The following is a 26,960-nucleotide window of genomic DNA, read 5'->3' as shown; positions in this document are numbered from 1 at the left end:
ACCTGTTTATGTTGAATATTGGCATTCTTGGATTGGGCGAAGGCCGCAGCACTATTTCCGCTGCATTGCAAAGTCCGAAGTTGCAACTGAAAATGATCTGCGATCAGAATATTGCTTTATGTCGCCAACGGGCCGATGAATTTAAAGTGTATGATCACACCACTGATTACAATGAGATGCTGAAAGATGACAGCATCGATATCATTGCGATCTACACGCCGGATCACCTGCATGCCGAACATGTAAAGCAGGCGCTTTTGCATAACAAGCATGTTGTTTGTACCAAACCGTTCATTGATGATCTGTCAGCCGCAAAAGAGCTGATCGAATTACAGAAGTCAACCGGGAAGAAGGTCTTTGTCGGACAAAGTTCCCGCTTTTTTGAACCAATGAAAAAGCAGCGCCAGGATTATGATCAGGGGTTGATCGGTGAATTGATCACTGTTGAGGCGTATTATCATGCAGACCATCGCTGGTTTCTCGCAAAGCCATGGTCACTGCAGCAATCCTTCAAATGGCTCTATGGTGGGTTAAGTCATCCTGTTGATTTTATCCGCTGGTATCTACCCAATATAGAGGAAGTGATGGGTTACGGAATGTTGAGCAGCAATGGTAGGAATGGCGGCTTGAAAAATTTCGATACGATGCACTTTATTTTTAAAGCAACAGATGGCCGGATCGCGCGCGTAAGCGGTGCGTACACAGGCCCCGTTCAACCTGTAACGCGCGATAGTGAGATGAGCTGTATTCTCCGTGGTGATCTTGGTTGCTCGCAGGGAGACTATATGGATCTCCGTTATGCGATCACTGATAAGACCGGCGAAGAGCGTATACTGACATGGGAACATAAACTGAAACATTATTTCCGGTTTGAAGGCAAAAGCCATCATGCCGGAGAATACCAGAATTACCTGGAGTATTTCGTTGATTCTATCGAACAGGATTTCACGGCCTATCCTGATCTGAAAGAAGGAATAGGAACTATTGCATTGCTGCAGGCAATGGATAGGAGCCTTCATACGGGAAAACCGGTGAAGGTGGCGGATGTGATGGCAGAACATGGGCTTTAGATTGGTAGACCGTAAGTTCCCGCGGATTTACGCTGATGGATACGCAGATGCGCAGATTAGTTCCCGATAACAGATGGATATCTGCGCATCTGCGCTTGATCAGCGTAATCTGCGGGAACCTACGCCAGACGAATAAACAATTAAACTTTTAAACTTTCGTGAACAACATCCTTTCCAAACTCCAAACGATCGATTACGCCATTGTCGGCGTATACCTGCTGATATTGCTATACATCGGTTACAGGGCAAGTTTTGGAAAGAAGAAGAAAGACGACGAAACACTGTTCCTCGCCGGCAAATCTCTCAGCTGGTATAGCATCGGTTTTAACATGTGGGGCACGAATGTTGGCCCGTCCATGTTGCTCGCATTTGCCAGCATTGGTTATACCACAGGCATTGTTGCGGGCAACTTTGAATGGTATGCCTTTGTATTCCTTTTATTACTGGCAATGGTTTTCGCTCCGCGATATCTCGCCAGCAAAGTGACAACGATGCCGGAATTCATGGGCCAGCGTTATGGTGATGGTACAAGAAATATTCTTGCATGGTATGCATTGATCAAGATCCTGATCTCCTGGCTATCGCTTGGATTGTTTGCAGGAGGTTTCCTGGTAAGACAGATCCTGAATATCCCGATGACGCAGTCGGTGATCGTGCTGGTGTCGTTCGCTGGCTTATTCGCTTTTGCCGGTGGATTAAAAGCCATTGCCAGGGTAAATGTTTTCCAGATGATCTTATTGATCATCGTCTCACTCATGTTGACGATCATTGGTATTCACAAGATCGGTGGCATATCGGAGCTGTTCAATCGGGCACCTTCTGAATACTGGAACCTGATCCGCCCTGCAAATGACCCGGGTTATCCATGGCCTGCGATATTGTTAGGTTATCCTGTGGCCGCCATTGCATTCTTCTGCACAGATCAGGCAATGGTTCAATCTGTTCTTGGAGCGCGTAATCTGGAACAGGGGCAGCTGGGCGTAAGTTTTATCGGTTGGTTGAAGATCCTGTCGCTGCCGTTATTTATCATCCCGGGAGTTATCTGCTATGAATTATACCCGGGCTTAGCTGATCCGAATGAAGCGTATATGACACTCGTCACAAATCTTTTTCCTCCGGGATTAAATGGATTGGTGATAGTAGTACTAATAGCAGTATTGGTTGGAACGATCGGTTCATCGTTAAATGCATTAAGTACCGTCTTTACAACAGACATCTATGTAAAACGCATCAATCCATCGGCCTCTAACAAACAGATCATTAAGGTCGGACGTGTTGCAGTAATAGCAGGCTGTTTATTTGCGATCCTGATGGTAATTGCAATTGATAGCATCAAAGGATTGAACCTGTTCGACGTCTTCCAGGCTGTACTTGGCTTTATCGCGCCGCCGTTGTCTGTTGTATTCCTGCTGGCTGTATTCTGGAAACGGACCACGCGCAAAGCGATCAACTTTACCTTGTCTGCGGGATCAGCCATCAGTCTCGGTATCGGCGTTCTTTATCTCTGGGTATTTCCGGCAAGCGAATACAAATTCTGGCCGCACTACCTGCTGTTGTCATTTTTCATTTTTGCATTTCTAATGGTATTGGCGATGATCATTTCCCTGAGGGATAAAGAGCCACCGCCTGCAGTTGTTATTAAAAAACAAGATCTTCCACGTCCTACCAAATTAGTTTGGCGCGTATGGGTCGCCCTGATCATTGTCATGATCAGCTTGTATATATTCTTTAACGGTTTTTAATGCTTGCTATGATGTATAACAATATTTACCAGAAAGGAATGAAACGCAGAATTGTATTTCCTGCGTTGTTGGTTTTATTCAGTTTGTGCCTGTCTGCGCAGAAAGCTACCTGGATCTGGTATCCGGGGGATTTCGAGATTTCTCTGGCCAATAAGATGCAGAACCGACGCACCGAACGTGGTACATTTTTCCCGGTATTCTGGAAAATGGATAATCATTATGTACTGATGGATTTTCATAAGGTGTTTCAGCTTGATCAGCCGGAGAAAGTGAGCCTTTTCGTAGAAGGCGAATACAATGTAAAGCTGGATGGAAAAGCATTTGAAGGAAGTCCATCTGAGATCACTGTTCCCGCAGGTAAACATAAGATCAATATCAAAGTCTTCAACCAGGCACAAGTACCTGCCATATTCGTAAAAGGAAATAAAGTGGTTTCCGATTCGACCTGGCTGGTAACTTTTGAAGATAAAGAATGGATCGATGAAACGGGTAAGACCTCCGATATCTCCGCAACTGAATGGTTGAAAGCAGGAAGCTGGAACTTTAATTCGCCGCAACAAAAACCTTCTGCATTTGCCCTACCTGTGAGAAGGCAATCCGCTGTTTCAAATCAGAAAGCGAAAGGAGCTATGCTGGTAGACTTTGGAAAAGAAACGCTTGGCTTTATTGAGCTGCACGGCTTAAGCGGTAAGGGGAATCTGTCCGTTTACTACGGCGAATCAAAAGAAGAAGCTTTGTCTACCGAACATTGTGAGGCGCTTGATAGAAAGGCGGTAGATTTTTCTTCCAAAACGAATTATCGGTTTCCTTTATCAAAAGCTTTCCGGTTTGTGAATATTCAATACGATAACGGCGTGAACCTCGATTCTGTTTCCATGTTGTATGAATATGCTGATCTGAAGGAACGCGGTGGATTCAAATGCAACGATGCAGAAGTGAACCGTATCTATGATATTTCGAAGTATACATTCGAACTGAATACACGCGAATTCTTTATCGATGGTATCAAACGTGATCGCTGGATCTGGAGCGGTGATGCCTATCAGAGCTACCTGATGAATTATTACCTGTATTTTGACCGGCCGACTGTTGAACGGACCATGCTCGCTCTTCGTGGCAAAGATCCTGTAACTGGTCATATCAATACGATCATGGATTATACCTTCTACTGGTTCATTGGAATCTATGATTATTATCTCTATACGGGTGATCTCACATTTATTCAACAGTTCTACCCACGCATGCAATCCCTGATGGACTATTGTCTGTCACGCAGGAATAAGTATGGATTGCTGGAAGGATTACCCGGCGACTGGCTGTTTATTGATTGGGCTGCAGGTTTAAGTAAAAAAGGCGAACTTAGTTTTGAGCAATTGCTTTTCTGCCGGAGTCTCGAAACCATGGCACTTTGCGCCGGCATCACTGGTGATGAAAAAGGAAAGGACGAATACGCAAAGCTGGCTGCCGATCTGAAAGAGAAGATCTTTTCCCTTTACTGGAATCCGGCAAAGAATGCGCTTGTCCATAGCCGGATAGATGGTAAGCAGACTGATAATGTGACGCGCTACAGCAATATGTTCTCCATCTTCTTCAATTATTTCAATGAATCACAAAAGCAATCAGTAAAGAACTCTGTGCTGCTGAATGATTCTATTCAAAAGATCACAACGCCATATATGCGTTTCTATGAACTGGAGGCTTTATGCGCCATGGGTGAACAGGACTACGTAATGAAAGAAATGAAAAGTTACTGGGGTGGGATGCTGAAGCTTGGCGCTACCAGTTTCTGGGAAGAATACAATCCTGATAAGAAAGGGGAAGAACATTATGCGATGTATGGCCGCCAGTTTGGTAAAAGTCTTTGCCATGCATGGGGCGCCAGTCCGATCTATCTTCTTGGTCGCTACTATCTCGGCGTTCAGCCAACTTCACCCGGATATGCCACTTACAGTATCCAGCCGGTATTAGGTGGTTTGCAGTGGATGGAAGGAAAAGTTCCCACCGCTTCCGGTGATATATCTGTGTATTGTGATAAGAAAAAGATCCGGATCAGCACAGTCAAAGGCGTTGGTACCTTGAAGCTAAAAAGCAAAATAAAACCTGCGGGAAAGAATATCCAGGTGAAAGCTGTTTCTAAAGAGACGTATGAGATCAGCCTTAACCCCGATTCAACTTATGAGATCAGCTACCAGGCTCTTTAACTTTTAAAATCATTTATGATGGAAAATATTTGTGTGGGATTGATAAAGAATGCAGGAAGATCGATTGCGGTACTGTTATTAACGGCAACAACAGATTTGGCATTGGCACAGGATGGTCTGACAAACACTACAAAAAGTCAGCACGCTGTTCTGTCTTCCACCAACCTGGGTGATGTGAAATGGACAAGCGGATTTTGGGCTGATCGGTTCAAAGTAACGCGCGAAGTTACCGTTCCCCAATTGTGGAATACTTATCTGGATCCAAAGCAGAGCCATTCCTTCCGGAATTTCGAAATTGCTGCCGGGCTGGATACCGGCAATTTCAAAGGGCCGTCTTTTCATGATGGCGATTTTTATAAGACCCTGGAAGCCGTTGCTGCATTGTATGCCACCACCAAAGATCCTGAACTGGATAAAAAGATGGATGCGGCAATTGCGGTGATTGCGAAAGCGCAGAAAGATGACGGTTATATCTATACAAAATCTATCATCGAACAACGCAAAACTGGCAAGACAAAAATGTTTGATGACAAGCTGAGTTTTGAAGCGTATAATTTTGGTCACCTGATGACGGCCGCCTGCGTGCATTATCGTGCCACAGGCAAAACGAGTCTACTGAATGTGGCAAAGAAAGCTACCGACTTCCTGATCGTGTTCTATACGCAGGCATCACCTGAGCAGGCGCGCAATGCGATCTGCCCCTCACACTACATGGGCATTGTGGAGATGTACCGGACGACCGGTGAGCAGAAGTACCTGCAACTGGTAAAGAAACTGATCGATATCCGCGGAACGGTAGAGGGAACAGACGATAACTCAGATCGGGCGCCGGTAAGAGAAATGAATAAAGTAGTTGGCCATGCTGTTCGAGCTAACTACCTGTTTGCTGGCATCGCTGATCTCTATGCGGAAACAGGTGATACAAGCCTTATGTCCATGCTCAACCGCATGTGGGATAATGTGGTCAATCGGAAAATGTATATCACCGGTGGTTGCGGCGCGTTGTATGACGGCGTATCTGTAGACGGAACTTCTTACAAACCGGATACCGTCCAGAAAGTGCATCAGTCTTATGGCCGCGATTATCAATTGCCAAGCCTTAGTGCGCATAATGAAACCTGCGCCAATATCGGGAATGTGCTCTGGAACTGGCGGATGTTTCAACTGACGGCCGATGCGAAGTATGCAGATATAGTTGAGCTTGCTCTTTACAACAGCGTTTTAAGTGGCATTAACCTGGAAGGGACTAAATTCTTTTATACGAATCCGCTCGCTTCCCGCGCTGATTATCCTTATCATCTTCGCTGGGAGGGAGAGAGGCAGGAGTATATCGGTCTCTCGAACTGTTGTCCGCCCAATACGGTAAGAACGCTTGCAGAGATCAACAATTACATGTACAGTATTGCAGATGATGGTTTATATGTAAACCTGTATGGTGGTAATGAACTTAATACAAAACTGAAAGATGGTTCCGCGTTACAGATCCAGCAAGTAACGAACTATCCCTGGGAGGGAAATGTTACGTTCAATTTCAAACAGGTTCCAACAGCCGAAACAGGGATCTATCTGAGGTTGCCGGGTTGGTGCAAGAATTCTTCCATAAAGATCAATGGTAAACCTGAACCGGCAGTAATGACCACAAATGGCAATTATATCCTGCTGAAACGCAAATGGAAAGCAGGCGATGTATTGCAATTTGATATGGAAATGCCTGCTGTATTGGTGGAATCAAACCCGTTGGTAGAGGAGAGCCGTAACCAGGTTGCTGTTAAGCGCGGACCATTGGTTTATTGCCTGGAGTCTGCTGATCTCCCCAAAGCTGAAAAACTGCAATCGGTGCTGATCCCTTCCTCAATTGTTTTGAAGCCTGTTCCATCTTCTATCGCAGGGCAGAAATTTATGGGTCTGAAAGGAACAGCTGTTGTTAAAAAGAAAGACGATTGGAATAATAAACTTTACCGCGAATTGAATAGTAACACACAAAATGTCACTATTCAATTGATCCCATATTATGCATGGGCAAATCGCGGACGTGCAGATATGAGCGTATGGCTTCCATTAACGAGATAGGTTCATCAATCAAAGGCAAGTAGCAAACAAATGATCACACAGCTTAAACATATCATTACCGGGGCATGCATCATTACATCACTGATCAGTCATGGCCAGTTGGTCGATAAAACACCTGCTGCGGTTCCCAGTTCTCCTTCAGTCTTCAATCGTGAACCGTTCGAAGATCCTGGAGTCAGCGGTATTAATAGGGACGCATCAAGGGCGACAGCCTATTCGTTTAGAAATATTAATGATGCACTGAACGGAAACAGGGAGAACAGTGGTCGTTATGTTTCCCTGAACGGTGATTGGGATTTTTCCTTTGCATTAAAGCCTTCGGATGCTCCCAAAGATTTTTACAAAAGCAAAGTAAATGGCTGGAAGAAACTACCCGTTCCATCCAGTTGGGAAATGCATGGTTATGATAAACCGATCTATAAAAGTGCGGTCTATCCATTCCGTCCTGTGAATCCCCCACAAGTGCCGCAGGATTATAACGGTGTCGGATGTTATCAGCGGAGCTTTACCGTTCCTGCTGATTGGAAAGGGATGAACATCACGCTTCATTTTGGTGGTGTCAGTTCAGCCTATAAGGTTTGGCTGAATGGAAAATTTCTTGGTTATGCGGAAGATAGCTTTCTCCCATCTGAATTCAATATCACGCCTTACTTACAGTCGGGCGAAAACATCGTATCTGTTTGGGTGATCCGTTGGAGTGATGGTTCTTTCCTGGAAGACCAGGACCAATGGCGTTTGAGTGGAATCCATAGGGAAGTGTATTTATCTGCAGAGCCACCGTTGCGTATTGCTGATTTCTTTTACCAGGCTAAATTGGATAAAGAATACAAAGATGCGAAACTCAGCATTCGTCCGCGGATCGAAAACCTGACAGGAAAAGAAGTCTCCGGTTATAAGCTGAAGGCACAGGTGTATGATAAAAACAAGCAATCGATCCTGGATAAACCGCTTGAAAGATCTGTTGAATCGATCATCAATGAGATCTATCCCCGTTTGGATAATGCAAAGTTCGGGTTGTTGGAAACAGTGGTTCGCAATCCAGAGAAGTGGAGCACGGAGGCTCCAAACCTTTATACGCTCACGTTATCTTTGGAAGATTCGCTTGGCAATATCCTGGAAGTAAAATCCTGTAAGCTTGGTTTCCGGTCTATTGGTTTTGACCAGCAAACAAGCAAGTTGCTGATCAATGGCAAGACGACCTACCTGTATGGAGTGAATCGTCCCGATCACCATCCAATAAAAGGAAAAGCTCTTTCGAGAGAGGATATTTTACAGGATGTAAAAACGATCAAGCAATTTAATTTTAACTGTATCCGGCTTAGCCACTATCCCTCTGATCCGTATCTGCTTGATCTCTGTGATGAATACGGCATCATGGTAATAGACGAAGCAAACCTCGAAACGCATGGTCTCGGTGGGAAATTAAGCAATGATGCCGCCTGGACGAGCGCTTATCTCGATCGTATCAGCCGCATGGCCTTGCGTGATAAAAATCACCCTTCGATAGTTTTCTGGAGTTTGGGAAATGAAGCCGGCAGCGGTCCGAATCATGCAGCCATGGCAGCATGGATACACGACTTTGATATCACCCGCCCGCTGCATTACGAGCCTGCCATGGGCAGTCCTAAGATGGAAGGATATATCGATCCGTCTGACCCGCGTTATCTCAAGTCAAATGATCATTCCCACCGCATACAGAACCCGCTTGATCAGTACTATGTTGATGTTGTCAGCCGGATGTATCCTGCATTGTACACCGCACCCTTATTAGTGAATCAGCCTAACGGCGATAAACGCCCGATCTTCTTTTGTGAATATGCACACGCCATGGGAAACAGTGCCGGAAATATTAAAGATCTCTGGGATCAATGGCGTTCACTGCCGCGCGTGATCGGTGGCGGCATCTGGGAATTCAAAGATCAGGGCCTATTGAAGAAAGATCCCGATGGTTCTGTGTACTACGCCTATGGCGGCGATTATGGGGAGAGATATTTCGACAACTTTACCATCAAAGGAATTGTTGCTGCCGATGGTCGACCCAAAGCTGCCATGTATGAATGCAAACGCGTGTTCCAGTTACTCGAAGCGACGTGGAAGGATTCTTCTAAAGGATTGATCCGCTTATTGAATCGCGGTGCCGTGATCAATGCGGCTGATTATAACTGTTCACTCGCGATCAAAGAAGATGGAATGACTATCCTGAAAAAAGAGCTTGCGCTCAGTTTATCTGCCGGAAGGGATACTGTCATTGATATCAGCAGTTATCTTTCTTCACGAAAACAGGGCAAAGAGTATTTTGCAGAACTGCATTTTACATTGAAAGAAGCAACAAGCTGGGCTCCTGCGGGATTTGAAATTGCTTCCAACCAGTTACGGGTTCAGCAAGCAGAAAGAACTATCAGCAACAAAACCTCGCTTGCATTCAAAGAGAATGCGACAGGCTATACTGCTGCAGGAAAGAACTTCTCCGTTACCATTGACAAACAAAATGGAGCATTGATCTCTTATGTGTACAAGGGAACAGAACAGATCAAAGCGCCGCTGTTACCGCACTTCACCAGGCCACAAACAGATAATGACAGGAAGGGATGGAAAACGCATCGCGTGTTAAAGGCCTGGTATGATAATACAGCTAAACTCAAATCGATCTCCTTATCGGACGTCAATGGTCAACCCGCCGTTTCAAGTAACTATACATTGATAAATGACAGTGCCAAAGTATTGGTCACTTATAGCGTCAGCAATGATGGTATTTTGAAAGTTGACTTTAGCATGACTGCGGATCCTGCATTGCCTAATCTGCCGAAAGTTGGTATGCAGGGTGGTATTGCACGTGAATACGAACAGGTTTCCTGGTATGGTTTAGGTTCAATGGAGAACTATGTGGATCGTCGTTACGGTTTTGATGCCGGGGTTTACGAACAGAATATCCAGGATTTCATGGAGCCTTATGTTGTGCCGCAGGAAAACGGAAACCGGACAGATGTAAGATGGATGCATCTATCCAATAAAAGGTCAGGCAACGGATTACTCGTTGTAGCGGATAGCTTACTCAGCATGAGCGCATGGCCATATACGGAGAAGAATATCAGCGAGGCGAAACACACACATAAGCTGGTTGATGCAGGCTACATCACATTGAATATCGACCTTGAGCAAATGGGTGTTGGCGGCAATGACAGCTGGAGCGAAGTGGCTGCTCCCCTCGAACAATACCAGATAAAAGCACAACCGTACCGTTATACATTCTATCTTACACCCTTTAATGCGAAAGATAAAACTGCCGGCGGAGCATTAAAGAAAATCCGTTTCTGATATGATGAACAAACGACTTGTGATCTCCTTTCTTTTTGGAACAATTCTTTCTGTGGCTTCCTATGCTCAGTCCAGAACGGTGAGCCAGGAAACCATGCAGCAGATCTATGAAGAAGTAAAGACTCCCTATAAATATGGTCTTGTTGTTGTTCCGCAGGATAACAATAAAAAGATCGACTGCCCGACTGTTTTCCGCAAAGGGAAGGATTGGTTCATGAGCTGGATCGTTTTTGACGGCCGTGGTTATGAAACCTGGCTGGCAAAAAGCAAAGACCTGTTGCACTGGGAAAACCTGGGACGGATCATGTCGTTTTCTGACACTGCCCACTGGGACAATAACCAGAAGGCGGGTTATATGGCGCTGCAGGACACAAAATGGGGCGGAAATTATCAGCTGAATAAATTCCAGGGGAAGTACTGGATGTCTTATTTCGGAGGGAAAGACCGTGGCTACGAGGCTGGTGAGCTCGCCATTGGCATGGCTTTTACAGGTAAGAACCCGGCCGCTGCCCACGAATGGCAAAGAATTGATCATCCTGTTTTAACTTCGACCGATCCTTCTGTAAGATGGTGGGAGAACAAAAAGATCTTTAAAAGCACAGTAATTGAAGATAAGAAGAAGCTGACCGGTTATCCGTTTGTGATGTACTACAATGCCAATGGCGATAGCAGCGGCAATAAACCGAAATGGCGCTGGTTTGAACGGATCGGAATGGCAGTATCAAACGATATGGTCAACTGGAAAAGATTAGGTGAAGATCCTGTAATGCATCACCCGATCGGGATCACCGGTGATGCGGTATTGCAAAAGAAAGGCGATCTCTGGATCATGTTCTATTTCGGGGCATTCTGGGAAGGAAGAAAAGATGCCTTCAACCGGTTCGCGTGTTCTTATGACCTGGTGAACTGGACCGACTGGAATGGTGATGATCTGATCAGATCTTCTGAACCTTATGATGAAAAATTTGCGCATAAATCTTTCGTGGTAAAACATAAAGGAGTGGTGTATCATTTTTACTGTGCAGTAAATAATAAGGATCAGCGGGGAATTGCAGTGGCGACTTCTGTTGATAAGGGAAAGTCTTCTGTCAATTTCGTGGCTCAATAATCTTATCCGGAATGGGGTGGGAGTATCGCAGAGAACGCTAAGAAAACGCAAAGATCACAAAGGTACCTTCGCGTTCTTTGCGTTTTCCTGGCGTCCTCTGCGATACTCCCACGCTGATCAAACAAAGAAAAGTAACAACACTTGCCTGATGCAATGAAAAATAAATGGCTCTTCATATTATTAATCGCATTTTCTGTTCATAACTCACACGCTCAAACGGGCGCTGACCTGGAAACCCTTTTCCGCAAGCCACCCGAATCTGCAAAACCCTGGGTGCTCTGGTACTGGATGCAGGCTGCTTCTTCCAAACCCGGCATTACCGCTGATCTCGAAGCCATGAAACAAATGGGCATCGGTGGTGCCTATATGGTGATGATCAAAGACACCACCTCACCTCCGTTGATGCAACCTGCCGTTCGGCAGCTTAGCCCCGAATGGTGGGAGAATATCCACTTCGCACAACAGGAGGCAAAGCGCCTGGGTCTTAAACTCGGTATGCACGTGAGCGATGGCTTTGCACTGGCCGGCGGCCCATGGATCACGCCCGAACTATCTATGCAAAAACTGGTCTGGACAAAAACGTATATAAAGAACGGCAATGCAAATGCAATCAAACTTGATCAGCCCGAAGCTGTACAAGACTACTATGAAGATGTTGCCGTGTTTGCTTATCCTGCCATCGGCAAACAGGCTTTTGCAGACACGGTATTGATCCCGACAGTAAGCACCAGCAATGGGACTAAGCCGTCCTTCCTCTGTTTTGAAAGCGAAGGAAAAGAAAGCCTGCGTATGGACTCTGCCGGCTGGATCGAATATAAATATCCACGTCCATTTACCTGCCGTTCCATCAGAATTCATACAGGTGGGAATAATTACCAGGCTCAAAGGCTGATCGTTCAGCAAAGCAATGATGGTATGAATTTCACAACTGTCACCCGCCTTGAAGCTCCGCGACATGGATGGCAGGATACCGATGAAGATTTTACTTACGCATTGCCGCCAACCACGGCTCGATATTTCCGTTTCGTATATGATAAAGAAGGGACAGAACCCGGTTCAGAAGATCTTGACGCGGCAAAATGGAAAGCCACTTTCAAGATCATGCACCTGCTGCTTTCGGATGAACCTGTGATCAGTCAGTATGAAGGCAAGAACGCCTCTATCTGGCGATTAAGCAAAAGAACTACAACAGCACAGCTACCCCAAAACACATACACTCCATTGGCTTCAGTGATCGATCTTACCGGAAAAATGGATAAGGAAGGTAATCTGAACTGGAAAGCGCCAGCAGGCGATTGGATCATCGTTCGCATCGGGCATACATCAACCGGTCATACCAATGCAACAGGCGGCGCGGCAAGAGGATTAGAGTGTGATAAGTTCAATCCTGCCGCCATCAAACTTCAATTTGATAACTGGTTTGGCAAAGCATTCAACAATGATCCTGCACTGGCAAAAGAAGTATTGAAGATCTTTTATATCGACAGCTGGGAATGCGGTAGCCAGAACTGGAGCAGGAACTTTGCCGCTGAATTCAAAAAACGCCGTGGGTATGATCTGAAGCCTTATCTGCTCACCATGACCGGCGTTCCTTTACAGGATTCAGCTACTTCTGAAAACTTTTTACATGATTTAAGGCAGACCGTTGCCGACCTGGTGACAGATGTTTTTTACCCAACGTTAAAAGATCTTGCGAAAGAGAAAGGTTGTTCGTTCACCGCCGAGTCTGTTGCTCCAACCATGATGAGCGACGGCTTGCTGCATTATCAGCATACTGATCTTCCCATGGGAGAATTCTGGTTGAATAGCCCAACGCATGACAAGCCTAATGATATGCTTGATGCCATCAATGGCGGCCGGATCTATGGGAAGAATATCATTTCTGCAGAAGCATTCACCTCTGTACGGATGAACTGGGGTGAACATCCCGGCAATCTCAAAGCTGTTGGCGACCGCAATTTTGCCCTGGGCATTAACCGGTTTGTATTTCACGTATGGTCACACAATCCCTGGCTCGATCGTAAACCGGGCATGACACTGGATGGAGTGGGCCTGTACTTTCAACGTGATCAAACCTGGTTCAAACCAGCGAAAGCATGGGTTGATTATATCACAAGAAGCCAGGCCTTATTGCAGCAAGGAAAACCGGTGGTTGATATTGCCGTGTTTATCGGTGAAGAAATGCCGCGCCGTTCATTGTTGCCCGATCGATTGGTCAGCACATTGCCGGGCATCTTTGGTAAGCAAAGGGTAGAAGAGGAGAAACGGAGACTGGAGAACAAAGGACAACCTACACGTAGTATTCCGGACGGTGTAACGCATTCAGCAAATATGGCGGATCCGGAAGACTGGATCGATCCGTTGAATGGCTATGCGTATGATTCATTCAATCCCGATGTTCTGTTACAGGCGAAAGTGGTAAATGGCCGTGTGGCATTTCCCGGTGGAGCTAGTTATGCATTGCTGGTATTTCCGGTAACGCATAAAATGCAACCCGATGCTGGGTTGATGTCACTGGCCGTTGCAAAAAAGATCCTGGAACTGCTGAATGCCGGCGCAACGATCATGATCAATCAGCAGGCTTATCATTCACCTGTAATGAATGAAAAGAATGCAGAGCTGAATGCCGTGGTGAAACAGATCTTCAATAAAACAAGAAAAAAAGGAAAGATCATTTCTTCTCCTTATACGCTTGTCGATTTTTCTTCAGCAGGAATAAAGAAAGATGTTGAAGTGCCCGCGATGCAGAATGTAATTGCCTGGACCCATAGAAAGACTTCAGGTGCTGATGTATATTTCATAGCAAACCAGAAGGACAGTGCATTCCGGACTTCAATCTTTTTCAATATTAAGGGATACCTGCCTGAGGTTTGGGATGCGGTTACCGGAAAGATCAACACGCGTGCTTTATACAAGGACCTCCAGGGACGTATCCAGGTAACGCTTGACTTTGCGCCTTCGCAATCTTACTTTATCGTATTCAGAACGAAAAACCGTGTTCAGCAGCATTTGCAGCAGCGGCAACCAGCTGCCACTTCGCTGGCTCTTCAGAAAAAATGGACAGTAAGTTTTGATACAGCATTTGGCGGCCCGGCAAAGCCTGTCGCTTTTGCTGATCTTGTAAGTTGGACAACGCATGCGGATTCAACCATAAAATATTACTCAGGTACAGCCATATATCGCACTACTTTTACGCTTGAAAAGATAATGGAAGGGGCATCGATCGATCTGAATTTATCAGAGATCAACAATATTGCTTCGGTAAAAGTGAATGGAGTGGATTGCGGTGTATTGTGGACGAAACCATATCGTCTATCTATAGGTCAGGCAGTAAAAACCGGGGAGAATGTATTAGAGATCGAAGTGTCCAACACATGGGCCAACCGCCTGATCAGAGACCAGCAGCTGCCAAAGGAAAAACGGATCACATGGACGACTGCCCCGTTCCGACTTGCAGGCAAGCCATTGCTTCCCGCCGGTATTACCGGGGAAGTATTATTGTTATTTTATCAGCCGTAATGAAGAAACAACCTATAATAAGTAAAATTCTTTCATCAGTCTTACTCAGCAGCATGATGCTGATAGCATCTTCCACGATGTCTCAGCAAAAGATCGCTGATTATAATGTTGTTTGGAATACGACCAGTAAAAATTCATCCGAGTCCATGCCATGTGGAGCGGGTGACATCGGTCTCAATGTTTGGGTGGAGAATGGTGACCTGTTGATCTATATCGCACGTTCCGGGAATTTTGATGAGAACAATGCATTGCTGAAATCGGGAAGACTTCGCTTAAAGTTGTCTCCGGCCGTCTTTGATGGAAATAATTTCAAACAGGAACTGCATCTTCAAAGTGGATATATAACTGTTAGTGGTGAAAAAAATGGCGTTAAAGCCACGGCTAAGATCTGGGTGGATGTATTTCATCCGATCGCGCATGTGGAAGTAAACAGCAATAAAAAAGTAAGTGCTGAAGTACTGTATGAAAGCTGGCGTTACCAGGATCGTGTATTGCAAGCCCGGGAGAATTTCGGTAATTCCTATAAATGGGCGGCGCCGAAAAAAAATATCGGTAAAAAAGACAGTATTGCTTTTGAAGGAAATAAGGTTGTTTTCTATCACAACAATCAATCACCCAATATTTTTGATGCTTCCGTTGCACAACAAGCGATGGATAGCGTCAAGGCAGATCTTTACAATCCAATAAAAGATCTTTGCTTTGGTGGAATGCTGATAGCAGACAATTTCATTGCTGCAGGAAATGCCGATGGGAAGTATACTGACACGGATTTCCGTGGATGGAAGCTGAAGAACAATAAACCTGCTTCTTCTTTCGCCATCAGCGTTTACCTGAATAATAGTCAGGGAACAACAGAGAATTGGAGAAGATCGCTTGACTCGCTTGTTGCAACGCAACATAAGCGCCGCGCTGTTAATTTTACTGCTTCGCAGAAATGGTGGAATGAATTCTGGAACAGAAGTTTTATTCATATCGGTAAACCTGCTGGCAAAACGGAGGCTGAAGATGTCTCAAGAAACTATCAGCTGTTCCGGTACATGCTCGCCGCCAACGCAAAAGGAGAGTGGCCTACAAAATTTAATGGAGGATTATTTACCGTCGATCCCGTATTCACTGATTCTGCGCATCATCTGACACCTGATTACCGCAACTGGGGCGGCGGCATTCACACATCGCAGAATCAACGCCTGGTTTATTTTCCGTCCATAAAAAATGGTGACTGGGATATCCTGCAAGCTCAATTGAATTTCTATTTGCGCTTACAGAAAAATGCCGAATTGCGTAGTAAGGTTTACTGGGGCCATGGCGGTGCATCATTTACTGAACAACTGGAGAATTACGGGTTACCCAACTATGCCGAATACGGACAGGGACGGCCTGCCTGGTTCGATAAAGGCGTTGAATACAATGCCTGGCTTGAACATCAGTGGGATACTGTCCTTGAGTTCTGCCTGATGATGCTCGAAGAAGAAGCATACACAGGACGCGATATCACTGATCGCATCACCTTTATCGAAAGCTGTCTTCGCTTCTTTGATGAGCACTATCAGTATCTCGCGAAACTCCGGGGGCGAAAGGCATTGACTGATGAAGGAAAACTGATCCTGTTTCCGGGTTCAGGCGCGGAAACATTCAAGATGGCTTATAACGCCAGCTCCACCATTGCCGGACTACAGGTATTAAGCCAGCGGCTGCTTGCGCTGCCTGCGAAATATGCGACAGAAGAAAAGCGCAAACTATGGCTGGCATTCTCAAAAAAGATCCCCGTGGTCCCGTACACAAACGTATTTGGAAAAACAACGATCGCTCCGGCGATCACCTGGGAGCGGATCAACAATACGGAGTCGCCGCAACTATACCCCGTCTATCCCTGGAACATTTATGGTGTAGGAAAGCCGGGCCTGGATACTGCGCTCAATACCTGGAAGTATGACACGAACGTAATAAAATTCCGCAGTCATATCGGTTGGAAACAGGATAATATCTGGGCTGCACGTCTCGGTCTCGCAGCTGACGCATGGAAATTGACTTCGGCCAAACTGAAGAACAGCGGACGTCGTTTTCCGGCATTCTGGGGTCCGGGCTTCGACTGGGTTCCCGATCATAACTGGGGTGGCAGCGGCATGATCGGCCTGCAGGAAATGCTGTTGCAGACAGATGGACAACGCATCCTCCTGCTTCCATCCTGGCCAACCGAACTGGATGTGCATTTCAAATTGCACGCGCCCGGCAATACAACCGTTGAAGCAGTTTGGAAGAATGGAAAGATGGAGCGGTTGACGGTGGTACCTGAGGCGAGAAGGGGCGATGTGGAGATAATGTGATAGGGTTGAGAGGTTTGATAGGTTGCCGTAGGTTTAAGAGGTTCCAAAGGTTCCAGTAGCGCTATAGACCCAGTATCCATCCAGAGACTAAAATTAGAATGCGTTATCCATTAACTAAAAATGACAAACCTCTGGAACCTGTGAAACCTCCCAAACCTCTCAAACTTTTTACCTAACTTACCCCCGGTTTCACCGGTTGCAGCTATGAAAGAGAATAAAGAAGGCTCACATAAAAATATCTGGTATGGCGTTGGCCGACAACGTATCGAAATACCCAGGACCATTCTTAAATCGAGAGTGCAGAGCAATCCCCTGCTAAAGCACCTGCATATCTGCTCCATTGGCTATTATCCCAAAGCAAAAGATCATTATACGTACAGGAAGAAAGGACTCGCGGAGAACTTTCTTTTCTATTGCGTGGATGGGCATGGCTGGTATAAGATCGGTGATCAGCGGCATGAAGTGGGGCCTAATGAATTCTTTATTCTTCCGCAGAATACAGAGCATGCATATGGCAGCAGCCAGGAGCATCCCTGGAGCATTTACTGGATACATTTTGGTGGTGATTCACTCAAAGAGCTGAATGGCATCCAGGCAGTGCAAAAACATTTCAAACCATTTTATATCCGGAACAACGGAGATCTGCTGCCACTTTTCTCCCGCATCTATAAAACGCTGGAACTTGGTTACAGTATCGATAACCTGCTTTTCGCCAACATGTGCCTTTCTCATTTCCTGACGCTGTTCATCTATAACACGCGGCATTATGAGCCTGCGCCTTCTGATAAGATCGATTGTGTGGACAGCGCCATCCTGTTCATGCAGGAACATATCAACGATAATATTTCATTGAATGAACTGAGCAGCCAGTATAACTATTCTGTCTCACGTTTTTCCAATCTGTTCAAACAGAAAACCGGTTATGCTCCGATCGATTATTTTGTGCAAATGAAAATGCAGAAAGCCTGTCAGCAACTGGATTTCACTACGCGCTCCGTAAAAGACATCGCCTTTAGTATGGGATTTGATGATCCGTACTATTTTTCTAAACGCTTCCGGACGATCATTGGCATGTCTCCAAAAAAATACCGATCCGTGAATAACGACCAGCATCAGCAGGAGGAATAGGAGCATCCTGTTTCCGGTCTGCGTGGCTGGAACGCGGCGATCGCCACGATACGCAGCGATCGCAGCGAAAACAGCTATAAAAAAGCCTCGTATTTCGCCGCGTTCGCTGCGTATCGTGACCGCCGCGCTCCTTATACGCCAGCCGACATTCATTAAAATTTGTGTCAATCGAAATAACCAATTGTTCTCCTACCTTTGCAACTTCCGCCTCTCAACACGGGCGCAGCGAAAACAGCCATGAAAAAGCATTGTATTTCGCCGCGTTCGCTGCGTATCGTGGCGACCGCCGCGCTCCTTATACGCCAGCCGACATTCATTAAAATTTGTGTCAATCGAAATAACCAATTGTTCTCCTACCTTTGCAACTTCCGCCTCTCAACACGGGCGTACTAATGCTGATCAACCATGAAAAATACCGCCCTGCTGGTACATACCTGCGATCGCTACGAACTTTTATACAAAGGCTTTTCCTTTTTCTTTTCCTCAAATTGGGATTTTAATGCAAACTGCCACTGCTATTTCGCCACCGAAGACAAACAGGTGAACATAGACGGCTTTCAAAATATCCAATCAGGAAAAGGCGAATGGGCCGACAGGTTGCGTTATCTCTTGCAGGAAAAGATCAAAGAAAAATATGTGATCTATTTCCAGGAAGATATGTGGCTGACAGCAAAAACCGATGCTGCATTTTTCAACCAACTATTCGAACTTGCAGAAAAATACAACTGGCAGCAGGTAAAATTGCATAGTGCTGATATCTACAAAACAAAATCCACAGAAACGTATATCGGCGATTTTAATGTATCGACGCTGGATAATGAACAATCAGATTATCTGATGTCACACCAGGTTACTTTATGGAACCGTGAATTCCTCATCAATCAATTGCACAAGGGCGAACATCCCTGGAGAAATGAACGGAAAGGCACCAAACGCCTGCGAAAACTATCTCCCCAGATCTTCCACGTCGATTATTTTGATGAGAACGATAACCCGCCGATCAATCAAAACAGACCTGGCATTCAGCGAAGCGGTTACTTTACCGTATCATTGAACGGCACATTCAACGATAATATCAAACACTATCTGCCGGCGCTGAAACAAGGCGGGGAAACGGAATATGCCGCAAAGATCGAACACAACTTCACCCATCAGCTTGTTCATGACGGAAAAGCGAGACCTAAAAAAACAGATATCTTCAAACGCATCAAAAACTGGATCAAAGGAAAGAAATAGTATGCTGATGTGCATGCAATTTTGAAATCCGCAAAAGAAAGGTCGGCTGTTCAATTATTCAACTATTAAACCGTTAAACTTTTAAACTTGTAAACATCCCACACAGGTCAGTACAGGATGCCACTCCATCCGGGCATTTTTAAATTACGATACATTAACTTGCCTGTAATACTGCCGTATGAACAATATTTTCATTCCGGAAGCATTCCGTCCGGACACATATGTTTCTGCAATCAATCAAAGGAATTCTCCTCATTCTTTTTATTCTTCCATTATGAGATCAATCACTAAATGTCTGCGTGTAGCGCCTGTTGCGTTATTGTTGTGCAGTGCCAGTCTTCACGCACAGTATGTCACCGGAAAAGGAAATGACGCTACCATGCCGCTTCACCTTATGAAGCCAGATTATGTAACGCCATATGGAGAAACAACCAAAGAAAAAGTAAAACAGGTACTTGATCGCGTGTACAATTACCTCGGGTCTGTCACACCCATGGAGATGATCGATAAAACCACCCAGCAGCCGGTCAGCAATCTTGCAGAACTGAACAGCAACAGCGTTTTCAAACAGGGCGATTTTCGCCTGATCAGTTATGAATGGGGCGTTGCATATACCGGAATGCTGGAAGCGGGCGAAGCTACTGGCGATAAAAGGTATACTGATTATACGATCAAACGGATCCAGTTCCTGGCCGATGTGGTGAAACAATACAGATCCTATCTTGGAAAAAATGCCGGTGCAACAACTCCGGTAAGATCTGTTCTTGAGCCGCATGCGCTTGATGACGCCGGTTCAATGGCTGCTGCCATGATCAAGTCGATCAAAGCCGGCGCAAAAAAAGAAGATGTTTCTCCCATGATAGAGAACTACGTCTCTTATATCATGAATAAAGAGTTCAGGTTGAAAGACGGCACACTGGCACGTAACAGGCCTTTGCCCAATACGCTTTGGCTGGATGATCTCTATATGAGCCTTCCTGCGCTGGTACAAATGGGTGTATATAAAAACGATAAGAAGTATTTTGATGAGGCGATAAAGCAGTACCGGCTTTTTTCTTCGCGTATGTTTAACAAAGAAAAAGGTCTGTACATGCACGGTTGGGTACAGGATATGGATCCTCACCCGCAATTTCATTGGGCTCGGGCCAATGGTTGGGCGATCCTGACAAAGATCGAGTTGCTTGATGCACTTCCCGCCAGTTATCCGGGAAGAAAAGAAGTGCTGGATATATTGAAGCAACACGCTGCCGGATTGGCGTCACGGCAGGACAAGACCGGTTTCTGGCATCAATTGCTTGATCGAAATGATTCCTATCTCGAAACATCCGCCACGGCGATCTATGCGTATTGCATCGCCCGTGCGATCAATCATGGTTGGCTCGATGCAAAAGCATATGGTCCGATGGCCCTGCTCGCCTGGAATGCGGTGAGTACGAAAGTTTCAGAAAACGGACAGGTAGAAGGCACCTGCGTTGGTACCGGGATGGGCTTCGATCCTGCGTTCTATTATTACAGGCCGGTGAACAATTTCGCAGCACATGGCTATGGTCCGGTGCTGCTGGCAGGCGCAGAAATGTACCGGCTGCTGGAAAAACATCCGTTTGAGATCAATGACAGCGCCGTTCAAATGAAATAGTGTCTGATACTTGACTGGCGCAGTGGAACGCAGCGGGTGCGGCTGGCGCGGACCGCGAGGAACGCAGCGAACGCATCGAAATACAATATACTTCAAGGCTGTTTGCGCCGCGTCCGCCGCGGTTCGCCGCGTCCGCTGCGTTCCACTACGCCAGTTAAAATAAAACGATAACGATGAAAAATCTTCCCAGGGTCATCTCCGCTTTCGTCTGCATTACGATTGCCTGCACCATCAACGCACAGATCGGAAAACGCTTCCCTTCTGAAAAGAAGATCGTAAAAGACCCGGTCACAGGTGTAATGCTGACCTTTCTTACCAGCACACCCGCGGGTGACTCTAAAATCTACCAAACCCATAACCAATGGACATCTGACGGTCGCTGGCTGATCTTCCGCTCCAATCGCGTAAAAGGAGAAGCAATGGCGGTAAATGAAGAAACAGGAGAGATGGTACAGGTTACCGAAGGCGGCTACACCGGAATGCTGAATATCGCCCGCCATTCAATGAAGCTGTATTTCATGCGAAACATCATGGACACCGCAACAAAAAAAATACTGGCTCCGGTTCAACTGGTAGAGGTCGATCTTGAAAAACTTTTTGCAGACAGTAAAGCCAATCGCCTTAAACCCGCCGATGCATATCAGCGTATATGCGGCACGACGCCGGCAGAAATAGGCGCTGGGGGAGATATGGCGCTGGATGCGGACGAACGTCGTGCATACTTCCGCGTCAGTAAGGATGAAGCCGCGCGTCATTTGCCCTCGGAAGCTACCATAGAAAAAAGCTTTGGACCAAGGAATATGGGAGCCGGACCATCGGGCATCGCCATGATGGATCTGAAAACCGGGGAAACCCGTCACGTGATCTCTGTAGGCTTTCAGGTGGGGCATATCCAGGCGAACCCATGGCAGCCGGGGGAAATTGTCTTTTGCTGGGAAACCGGCGGAAAATCGCCCCAACGCACCTGGACGGTGATGGCCAATGGAAGCGGATTAAGACCGCTCTATCCCGAAGCTCCTTATGAATGGGTCACACACGAAGCCATCATTGCGAAAGACGAGGTCGCCATTGCGATCATGGGCCATAGAAAAATTCCGGGAACAACTACCCAGACGGAACCAGGCACAGCGGTAAGTGGCGCCAATCCCGGACAGGAAACGGACTGGGGACCATCCGGCACGAGAGAAAAGCCAACTGGTCTGGCCATTGTCAATCTCCGCACGCGCGAAATGACCATCGCCGGCCAGACAGACAGCGGCAGCGGTCTCTGGCATGTCAGCGGCTCACCAGACGGCAAATGGGCAGTCGGCGACGACTTTGCACGGAATATATACCTGATCGACCGCCACACCCGCGAAATGACCCTGCTCTCCACCGGCCATAAAACCACAGCTGCTGATCACCCGCATCCCACTGTAAGTCCTGACGGAACAAAGATCCAGATCCAGTCGGCCATGCTGTCTGCCGACAACCGCTCCATGAACATCTGTATCATTCCCATCCCCCAAAAAACTAAAAAGTAAAAACCGGCTACTGTATTTGAATTCTCCCCCGAAAGAAATTGGGTAACGCCAAACCGTGAGTGTGCTTAGATCCTGCGAGGCGCAGGCAGCTCCCGAAGATTATAGATCCACGCCGGATGAAATATAGAAAGACCGTGATACTCCGGACAAGTCATGTATAAGTCATGGACGAATCATGAATAAAAGTGGAATAGACATCCCGTAAACTTCAGGCAAAACTTCACTCTTCCCAAACCGTCCCACCCACTTAGCCTGACTTCCTTTTTCCCCTCTTAATCAAAAAAAAAGGGCCAGCATGAAAATGCAGCCCCGTTTTTAAAATCCAATATCCTATGAAAAACCGAGACAAAAATAGCAACCCTTTTGATATTCGCAATACCACAAACAGGTAATTCTTGTATTTATTTTATTGTATCGGTTGCATAATTTTTTATTCACTGACGTTGATGAGCTGTAACGGGCATGGGGGAGCGGGAGATGCCATAGGTTTGATAGGTTTATTATCAGTTTCGATTTTAGCCAAACCTATGGAGCCTCCCAAACCTCCCCCTTCCCACATTCTCCGTAAATTGCATCATAAACCCACATAATGAACGACGTACAACTTGTAAAGAATTCTAACGGAGAAGGTGTATTTCTGATAATGGATGGCAGAGAGAAGGTCGGGGAGATGGTTGTTTCTGTGGACGATAAAAATATAACCGTCTACCATACTGAAGTGGCCACTTCCCATGAAGGAAAAGGCCTGGCCAAAAAACTCCTTGACGAAATGGTGGCCTATGCCCGTTCTCAAAAACTTTCCGTGATCCCGCTCTGCCCTTATGTTCACCTGCAATTCAAACGCCACCCGGATCAGTACGCAGACATCTGGAACAGATCGCAAGAACAGGAGGACCCTTCTTAAAATTATCTTATGGCACAATTGATCACAGGCATTCATCACGTTACTGCCATCGCGGCAGGCGCACAGGAGAATATAGATTTTTACGCAGGCATTCTTGGTTTACGGCTCGTAAAGAAGACGGTCAACTTCGATGCATCCGGCGTATATCACTTCTATTATGGAGATCAGCTTGGAAACCCCGGAAGCATCCTGACGTTTTTCCCTTACGCCGGACTCACCGGCGGCCGGCATGGAAAAGGAATGTTGAACACCACCACCTTTTCCGTAGCCAGCTCATCAATGAATTACTGGCTGGCAAGGCTTAAACAATTCAGTGTAGAATATAAACAACCTGTCGAACGCTTCGAAGGCGAACTGGTCGTTTATTTTGAAGACCCTGATGGCCTCGGACTGGAACTGGTGTTTAATGACAGGGACGACCGTCCCGGTTTCAGTTATGGCCATATTCCCGGAGAACATGCGCTCAAAGGCCTGTACAACGCAGAGATCTGGGAAGAAGGGTATGAGCGGACTGCCGGACTGCTTTCAGAACAACTGGATCACCAGCTCATCGCTGAAAAGGGCAACCGCTTCCGTTTTGCTGCAAAAAACTCCCCGGGCAATTATGTAGATATACTTTGCACTCCTGACAGCCTGAAAGGACTCGCCGGCAGCGGAACTGTACATCATATCGCCTTTGCCACTCCCGACGCAAAAGCCCAGCTGGAAGTACGCGAACGCGTACTGAAACGTATGCTCAACCCGACACCCGTTCTCGACAGGAACTATTTCACATCGATCTACTTCCGTGAACCCGGTGGTGTCTTGTTCGAAGTGGCCACTTCCGGACCCGGCTTCTCGGTCGACGAAGACCCGGGACACCTGGGTGAAGAATTGAAACTGCCCCTGCAGTTTGAACCCGACAGGCCCGGCATCGAAGCACAACTCATACCGGTGAAGCTGGATTTTGAACAGTTCCGGTAGAATAATTGAAAAGTCAAAATTTAAAAGTAAAAAGGGGGCAGAAAGGCCTGTTTTTTAATTTTTAATTTTGACTTTTTACTTTTCTTACCTTGCGCTCCCATGAAGCATCTGAAAGCCATTCAAAAATATTTCTGGAAGTACCGTGTCAGGTTGGGAGTCGGCCTCATCTTCATCTTTCTCTCCAATTATTTTAACGTACTTACGCCACAGGTAACGGGTTATGTGATCGACTTTGTTCCGAGAAAACTCGGGCTTCCCGGTTATCAGCCACCTAAGCGCGCACCTCAATATGACTATCTCGTTACGAAGTTTATTAACTGGATGGAAGGAATGTCCGGGCTTACGCAGGTAGTTGCATGGTGCGGTATTATCGTCCTGCTACTGGCATTATTGCGCGGATTCTTTCTGTTCCTCATGCGCCAGACGATCATTGTCATGAGCCGGCATATCGAGTTCGATCAGAAAAATGAGATCTACAAACACTATCAGCAGTTGGATTCCGGTTTTTACAAACGCAACAGTACGGGTGACCTGATGAACCGTATTGCGGAAGATGTAAGCCGCGTGCGGATGTTCTCCGGTCCGGCGATCATGTACCTCGTCAACCTGATCTCCCTTATCTCCCTCGCCGTCTTCTTTATGTATAAACGTGATCCGCTGTTGACCTGGTACGTACTGGCCCCATTACCCGTTCTGGCGATCACGATCTATTTTGTAAATAATACGATCCATAAAAAAAGCGAAAAGATCCAGGCTTCCCTTTCCGATCTAACTACCAATGCACAGGAATCTTATTCCGGCATCCGCGTGATCAAATCGTTTGTCCAGGAAAAAGCCATGCTTGGCTTCTTTATGAAGAACAGCGAAGAATACAGGAAGAATGCCATTGGTCTTGCAAAAGTGGAAGCAGTATACTTTCCATCGATTACCTTGCTCATCGGTATCAGCACTTTGTTGACGATCATGATCGGCGGATTGTACTATATCCGCGGTACACATAATATCGGACTTGATACGATCGTGGAATTTGTGATGTACATCAACATGATGATGTTCCCTGTGAGTGCGATCGGCCTTACTGCCAGCATGATCCAGCGCGCTGCAGCTTCTCAAAAAAGGATCAATCAGTTTCTTGATACAAAACCTGCTATTGCCGAACCGCAGAAAGCGACAAAAGTGGATCTGCAGGGAAATATCGTTTTTGAAAACGTAGACTTTGTTTATACTGACACGGGCATCCGGGCAATGAATAATTTTAACCTGTCTGTCAAAAAAGGACAGAAGGTGGCGATCGTCGGCCGTACCGGGAGCGGCAAAACAACAATGGCACAGCTGCTGCTTAGAATGTATGACGTGAACAATGGACGTATCCTGCTGGATGGGATCGATATCCGTGAACTCAGCCTGCGACAGTTGCGCGAACAGGTGAGCTACGTTCCGCAGGACGTATTCCTGTTCAGTGAAACGGTCGAAAACAATATCCGCTTCGGACTTGCCCATGCCGATGCCGCCGACGTTGAAAAAGCCGCCCTCCAGGCGAGTGTACATAAAGAGATCACCGGCTTCTCTCAAGGCTACCAGACAATGATCGGAGAACGTGGCGTAACGCTGAGCGGCGGTCAGAAACAACGGATCTCCATCGCACGCGCACTGATCAAAGATCCTTCCATGGTGATCTTTGATGATTGCCTCAGCGCCGTCGACGCCAAAACAGAAAAAGAGATCATCGGGAATCTGAATGACTACCTGCAGGACAAAACCGCGATCATCATCACCCATCGTATATTTACCCTCTTTGCCTTCGACAAGATCGTCGTTCTCGAAGACGGCAGGATCGTGGAGGAAGGAACCCACCAGGACCTCCTGGCTATTCCCGACGGCTATTACGCAAATCTATATGCACGGCAACAGGAAACGGATAGAGAGAAATAGGTGGAAATACTGAGGGGGGAAATCTCTAAGATCGTTGTCGGTTGACCGTTTACCGTTGACCGCTAGGCCGTTCGGTCGGAAAACTAACGCCAGGTCGTTGTTGATGAAATACGGGACAAATTCTTCCACAGAAAGTTTTGGAATCAAATGCGGACAACGGTCAACGGACAACGGCCAACGATTCCCCCGGGACCCTTACTCCACCTCAATTCCAGCTCATTTGTCATAAATTATACTCTCTTTTGGCTGTTTCAAAAACATCTATATATTTGTGACTTCATAAACCAAA

Annotated in this window: 15 protein-coding genes; all 15 read left to right on the top strand. The window is 46.4% G+C overall.

The annotated features are described in order from the left end of the window. The first annotated feature begins 8 nt into the window (after positions 1-8). The 15 genes from LZZ85_RS10925 to LZZ85_RS10855 all read left to right on the top strand — a co-directional run bounded on the left by LZZ85_RS10925 (position 9) and on the right by LZZ85_RS10855 (position 26,671). Positions 9-1,070, top strand: a complete 1,062-nt coding sequence (locus tag LZZ85_RS10925) for a Gfo/Idh/MocA family protein (protein WP_237871564.1) — start codon at positions 9-11, stop codon at positions 1,068-1,070. 158 nt (positions 1,071-1,228) lie between these two features. Further along, the gene (locus LZZ85_RS10920; RefSeq protein ID WP_237871562.1) at positions 1,229-2,812 is read left to right on the top strand and encodes a sodium:solute symporter family transporter; all 1,584 of its coding nucleotides are present in this window, start codon (positions 1,229-1,231) and stop codon (positions 2,810-2,812) included. Positions 2,813-2,850: 38 nt separating this feature from the next. After that, positions 2,851-5,013 (top strand): alpha-L-rhamnosidase-related protein, encoded by a 2,163-nt coding sequence (locus tag LZZ85_RS10915; RefSeq protein WP_237871559.1) that lies wholly within the window; start codon positions 2,851-2,853, stop codon positions 5,011-5,013. A 15-nt stretch (positions 5,014-5,028) separates the two neighbouring features. Next, a complete protein-coding gene (locus LZZ85_RS10910; RefSeq protein ID WP_237871558.1) occupies positions 5,029-7,083 on the top strand; it encodes an aceric acid hydrolase in 2,055 nt (684 codons plus the stop codon). Positions 7,084-7,113: 30 nt separating this feature from the next. Further along, a complete protein-coding gene (locus LZZ85_RS10905; RefSeq protein WP_237871556.1) occupies positions 7,114-10,398 on the top strand; it encodes a glycoside hydrolase family 2 TIM barrel-domain containing protein in 3,285 nt (1,094 codons plus the stop codon). 1 nt (position 10,399) lies between these two features. After that, complete coding sequence (locus LZZ85_RS10900) at positions 10,400-11,506, top strand: glycoside hydrolase family protein (protein ID WP_237871554.1); 1,107 nt, start codon at positions 10,400-10,402, stop codon at positions 11,504-11,506. Positions 11,507-11,659: 153 nt separating this feature from the next. Next, entirely contained in the window at positions 11,660-15,025 is a 3,366-nt protein-coding gene (locus LZZ85_RS10895; RefSeq protein WP_237871552.1) for a glycosyl hydrolase, read from the top strand. Continuing rightward, a complete protein-coding gene (locus LZZ85_RS10890; RefSeq protein WP_237871550.1) occupies positions 15,025-17,349 on the top strand; it encodes a DUF5703 domain-containing protein in 2,325 nt (774 codons plus the stop codon). Before LZZ85_RS10895 ends, LZZ85_RS10890 begins: the two co-directional genes overlap by 1 nt. 204 nt (positions 17,350-17,553) lie before the next feature. Continuing rightward, complete coding sequence (locus LZZ85_RS10885) at positions 17,554-18,477, top strand: AraC family transcriptional regulator (RefSeq protein ID WP_237871548.1); 924 nt, start codon at positions 17,554-17,556, stop codon at positions 18,475-18,477. 405 nt (positions 18,478-18,882) lie between these two features. Then, positions 18,883-19,713, top strand: a complete 831-nt coding sequence (locus LZZ85_RS10880) for a hypothetical protein (RefSeq protein ID WP_237871546.1) — start codon at positions 18,883-18,885, stop codon at positions 19,711-19,713. 178 nt (positions 19,714-19,891) lie between these two features. Continuing rightward, positions 19,892-21,349, top strand: a complete 1,458-nt coding sequence (locus LZZ85_RS10875) for a glycoside hydrolase family 88/105 protein (RefSeq protein WP_237871543.1) — start codon at positions 19,892-19,894, stop codon at positions 21,347-21,349. Positions 21,350-21,522: 173 nt separating this feature from the next. Then, entirely contained in the window at positions 21,523-22,872 is a 1,350-nt protein-coding gene (locus LZZ85_RS10870) for a hypothetical protein (RefSeq protein WP_237871541.1), read from the top strand. Positions 22,873-23,461: 589 nt separating this feature from the next. Next, positions 23,462-23,776 carry a GNAT family N-acetyltransferase gene (locus tag LZZ85_RS10865; RefSeq protein ID WP_237871539.1) on the top strand — a complete coding sequence of 105 codons (315 nt, stop codon included), beginning with the start codon at positions 23,462-23,464 and terminating at the stop codon, positions 23,774-23,776. 9 nt (positions 23,777-23,785) lie between these two features. Next, complete coding sequence (locus LZZ85_RS10860) at positions 23,786-24,739, top strand: VOC family protein (protein ID WP_237871537.1); 954 nt, start codon at positions 23,786-23,788, stop codon at positions 24,737-24,739. 99 nt (positions 24,740-24,838) lie between these two features. Then, positions 24,839-26,671 (top strand): ABC transporter ATP-binding protein, encoded by a 1,833-nt coding sequence (locus LZZ85_RS10855; RefSeq protein ID WP_237871535.1) that lies wholly within the window; start codon positions 24,839-24,841, stop codon positions 26,669-26,671. The last annotated feature ends 289 nt before the right edge of the window (positions 26,672-26,960 follow it).

The sequence above is a fragment of the Terrimonas ginsenosidimutans genome, assembly GCF_022012415.1.
Classification (GTDB): Bacteria; Bacteroidota; Bacteroidia; order Chitinophagales; family Chitinophagaceae; genus Terrimonas_A; species Terrimonas_A ginsenosidimutans.
Note: the sequence above shows the minus strand (reverse complement) of the source record. Positions and strands in the feature narration are given on the sequence as shown.

Excerpts from the sequence above, each read along its gene's own strand:
- LZZ85_RS10925 (WP_237871564.1), top strand. The coding sequence starts at position 9 with ATGTTGAATATTGGCATTCTTGGATTGGGCGAAGGCCGCAGCACTATT.
- LZZ85_RS10915 (WP_237871559.1), top strand. The coding sequence starts at position 2,851 with ATGAAACGCAGAATTGTATTTCCTGCGTTGTTGGTTTTATTCAGTTTG.
- LZZ85_RS10910 (WP_237871558.1), top strand. The coding sequence starts at position 5,029 with ATGATGGAAAATATTTGTGTGGGATTGATAAAGAATGCAGGAAGATCG.
- LZZ85_RS10905 (WP_237871556.1), top strand. The coding sequence starts at position 7,114 with ATGATCACACAGCTTAAACATATCATTACCGGGGCATGCATCATTACA.
- LZZ85_RS10900 (WP_237871554.1), top strand. The coding sequence starts at position 10,400 with ATGATGAACAAACGACTTGTGATCTCCTTTCTTTTTGGAACAATTCTT.
- LZZ85_RS10895 (WP_237871552.1), top strand. The coding sequence starts at position 11,660 with ATGAAAAATAAATGGCTCTTCATATTATTAATCGCATTTTCTGTTCAT.
- LZZ85_RS10890 (WP_237871550.1), top strand. The coding sequence starts at position 15,025 with ATGAAGAAACAACCTATAATAAGTAAAATTCTTTCATCAGTCTTACTC.
- LZZ85_RS10885 (WP_237871548.1), top strand. The coding sequence starts at position 17,554 with ATGAAAGAGAATAAAGAAGGCTCACATAAAAATATCTGGTATGGCGTT.
- LZZ85_RS10880 (WP_237871546.1), top strand. The coding sequence starts at position 18,883 with ATGAAAAATACCGCCCTGCTGGTACATACCTGCGATCGCTACGAACTT.
- LZZ85_RS10875 (WP_237871543.1), top strand. The coding sequence starts at position 19,892 with ATGAACAATATTTTCATTCCGGAAGCATTCCGTCCGGACACATATGTT.
- LZZ85_RS10870 (WP_237871541.1), top strand. The coding sequence starts at position 21,523 with ATGAAAAATCTTCCCAGGGTCATCTCCGCTTTCGTCTGCATTACGATT.
- LZZ85_RS10865 (WP_237871539.1), top strand. The coding sequence starts at position 23,462 with ATGAACGACGTACAACTTGTAAAGAATTCTAACGGAGAAGGTGTATTT.
- LZZ85_RS10860 (WP_237871537.1), top strand. The coding sequence starts at position 23,786 with ATGGCACAATTGATCACAGGCATTCATCACGTTACTGCCATCGCGGCA.
- LZZ85_RS10855 (WP_237871535.1), top strand. The coding sequence starts at position 24,839 with ATGAAGCATCTGAAAGCCATTCAAAAATATTTCTGGAAGTACCGTGTC.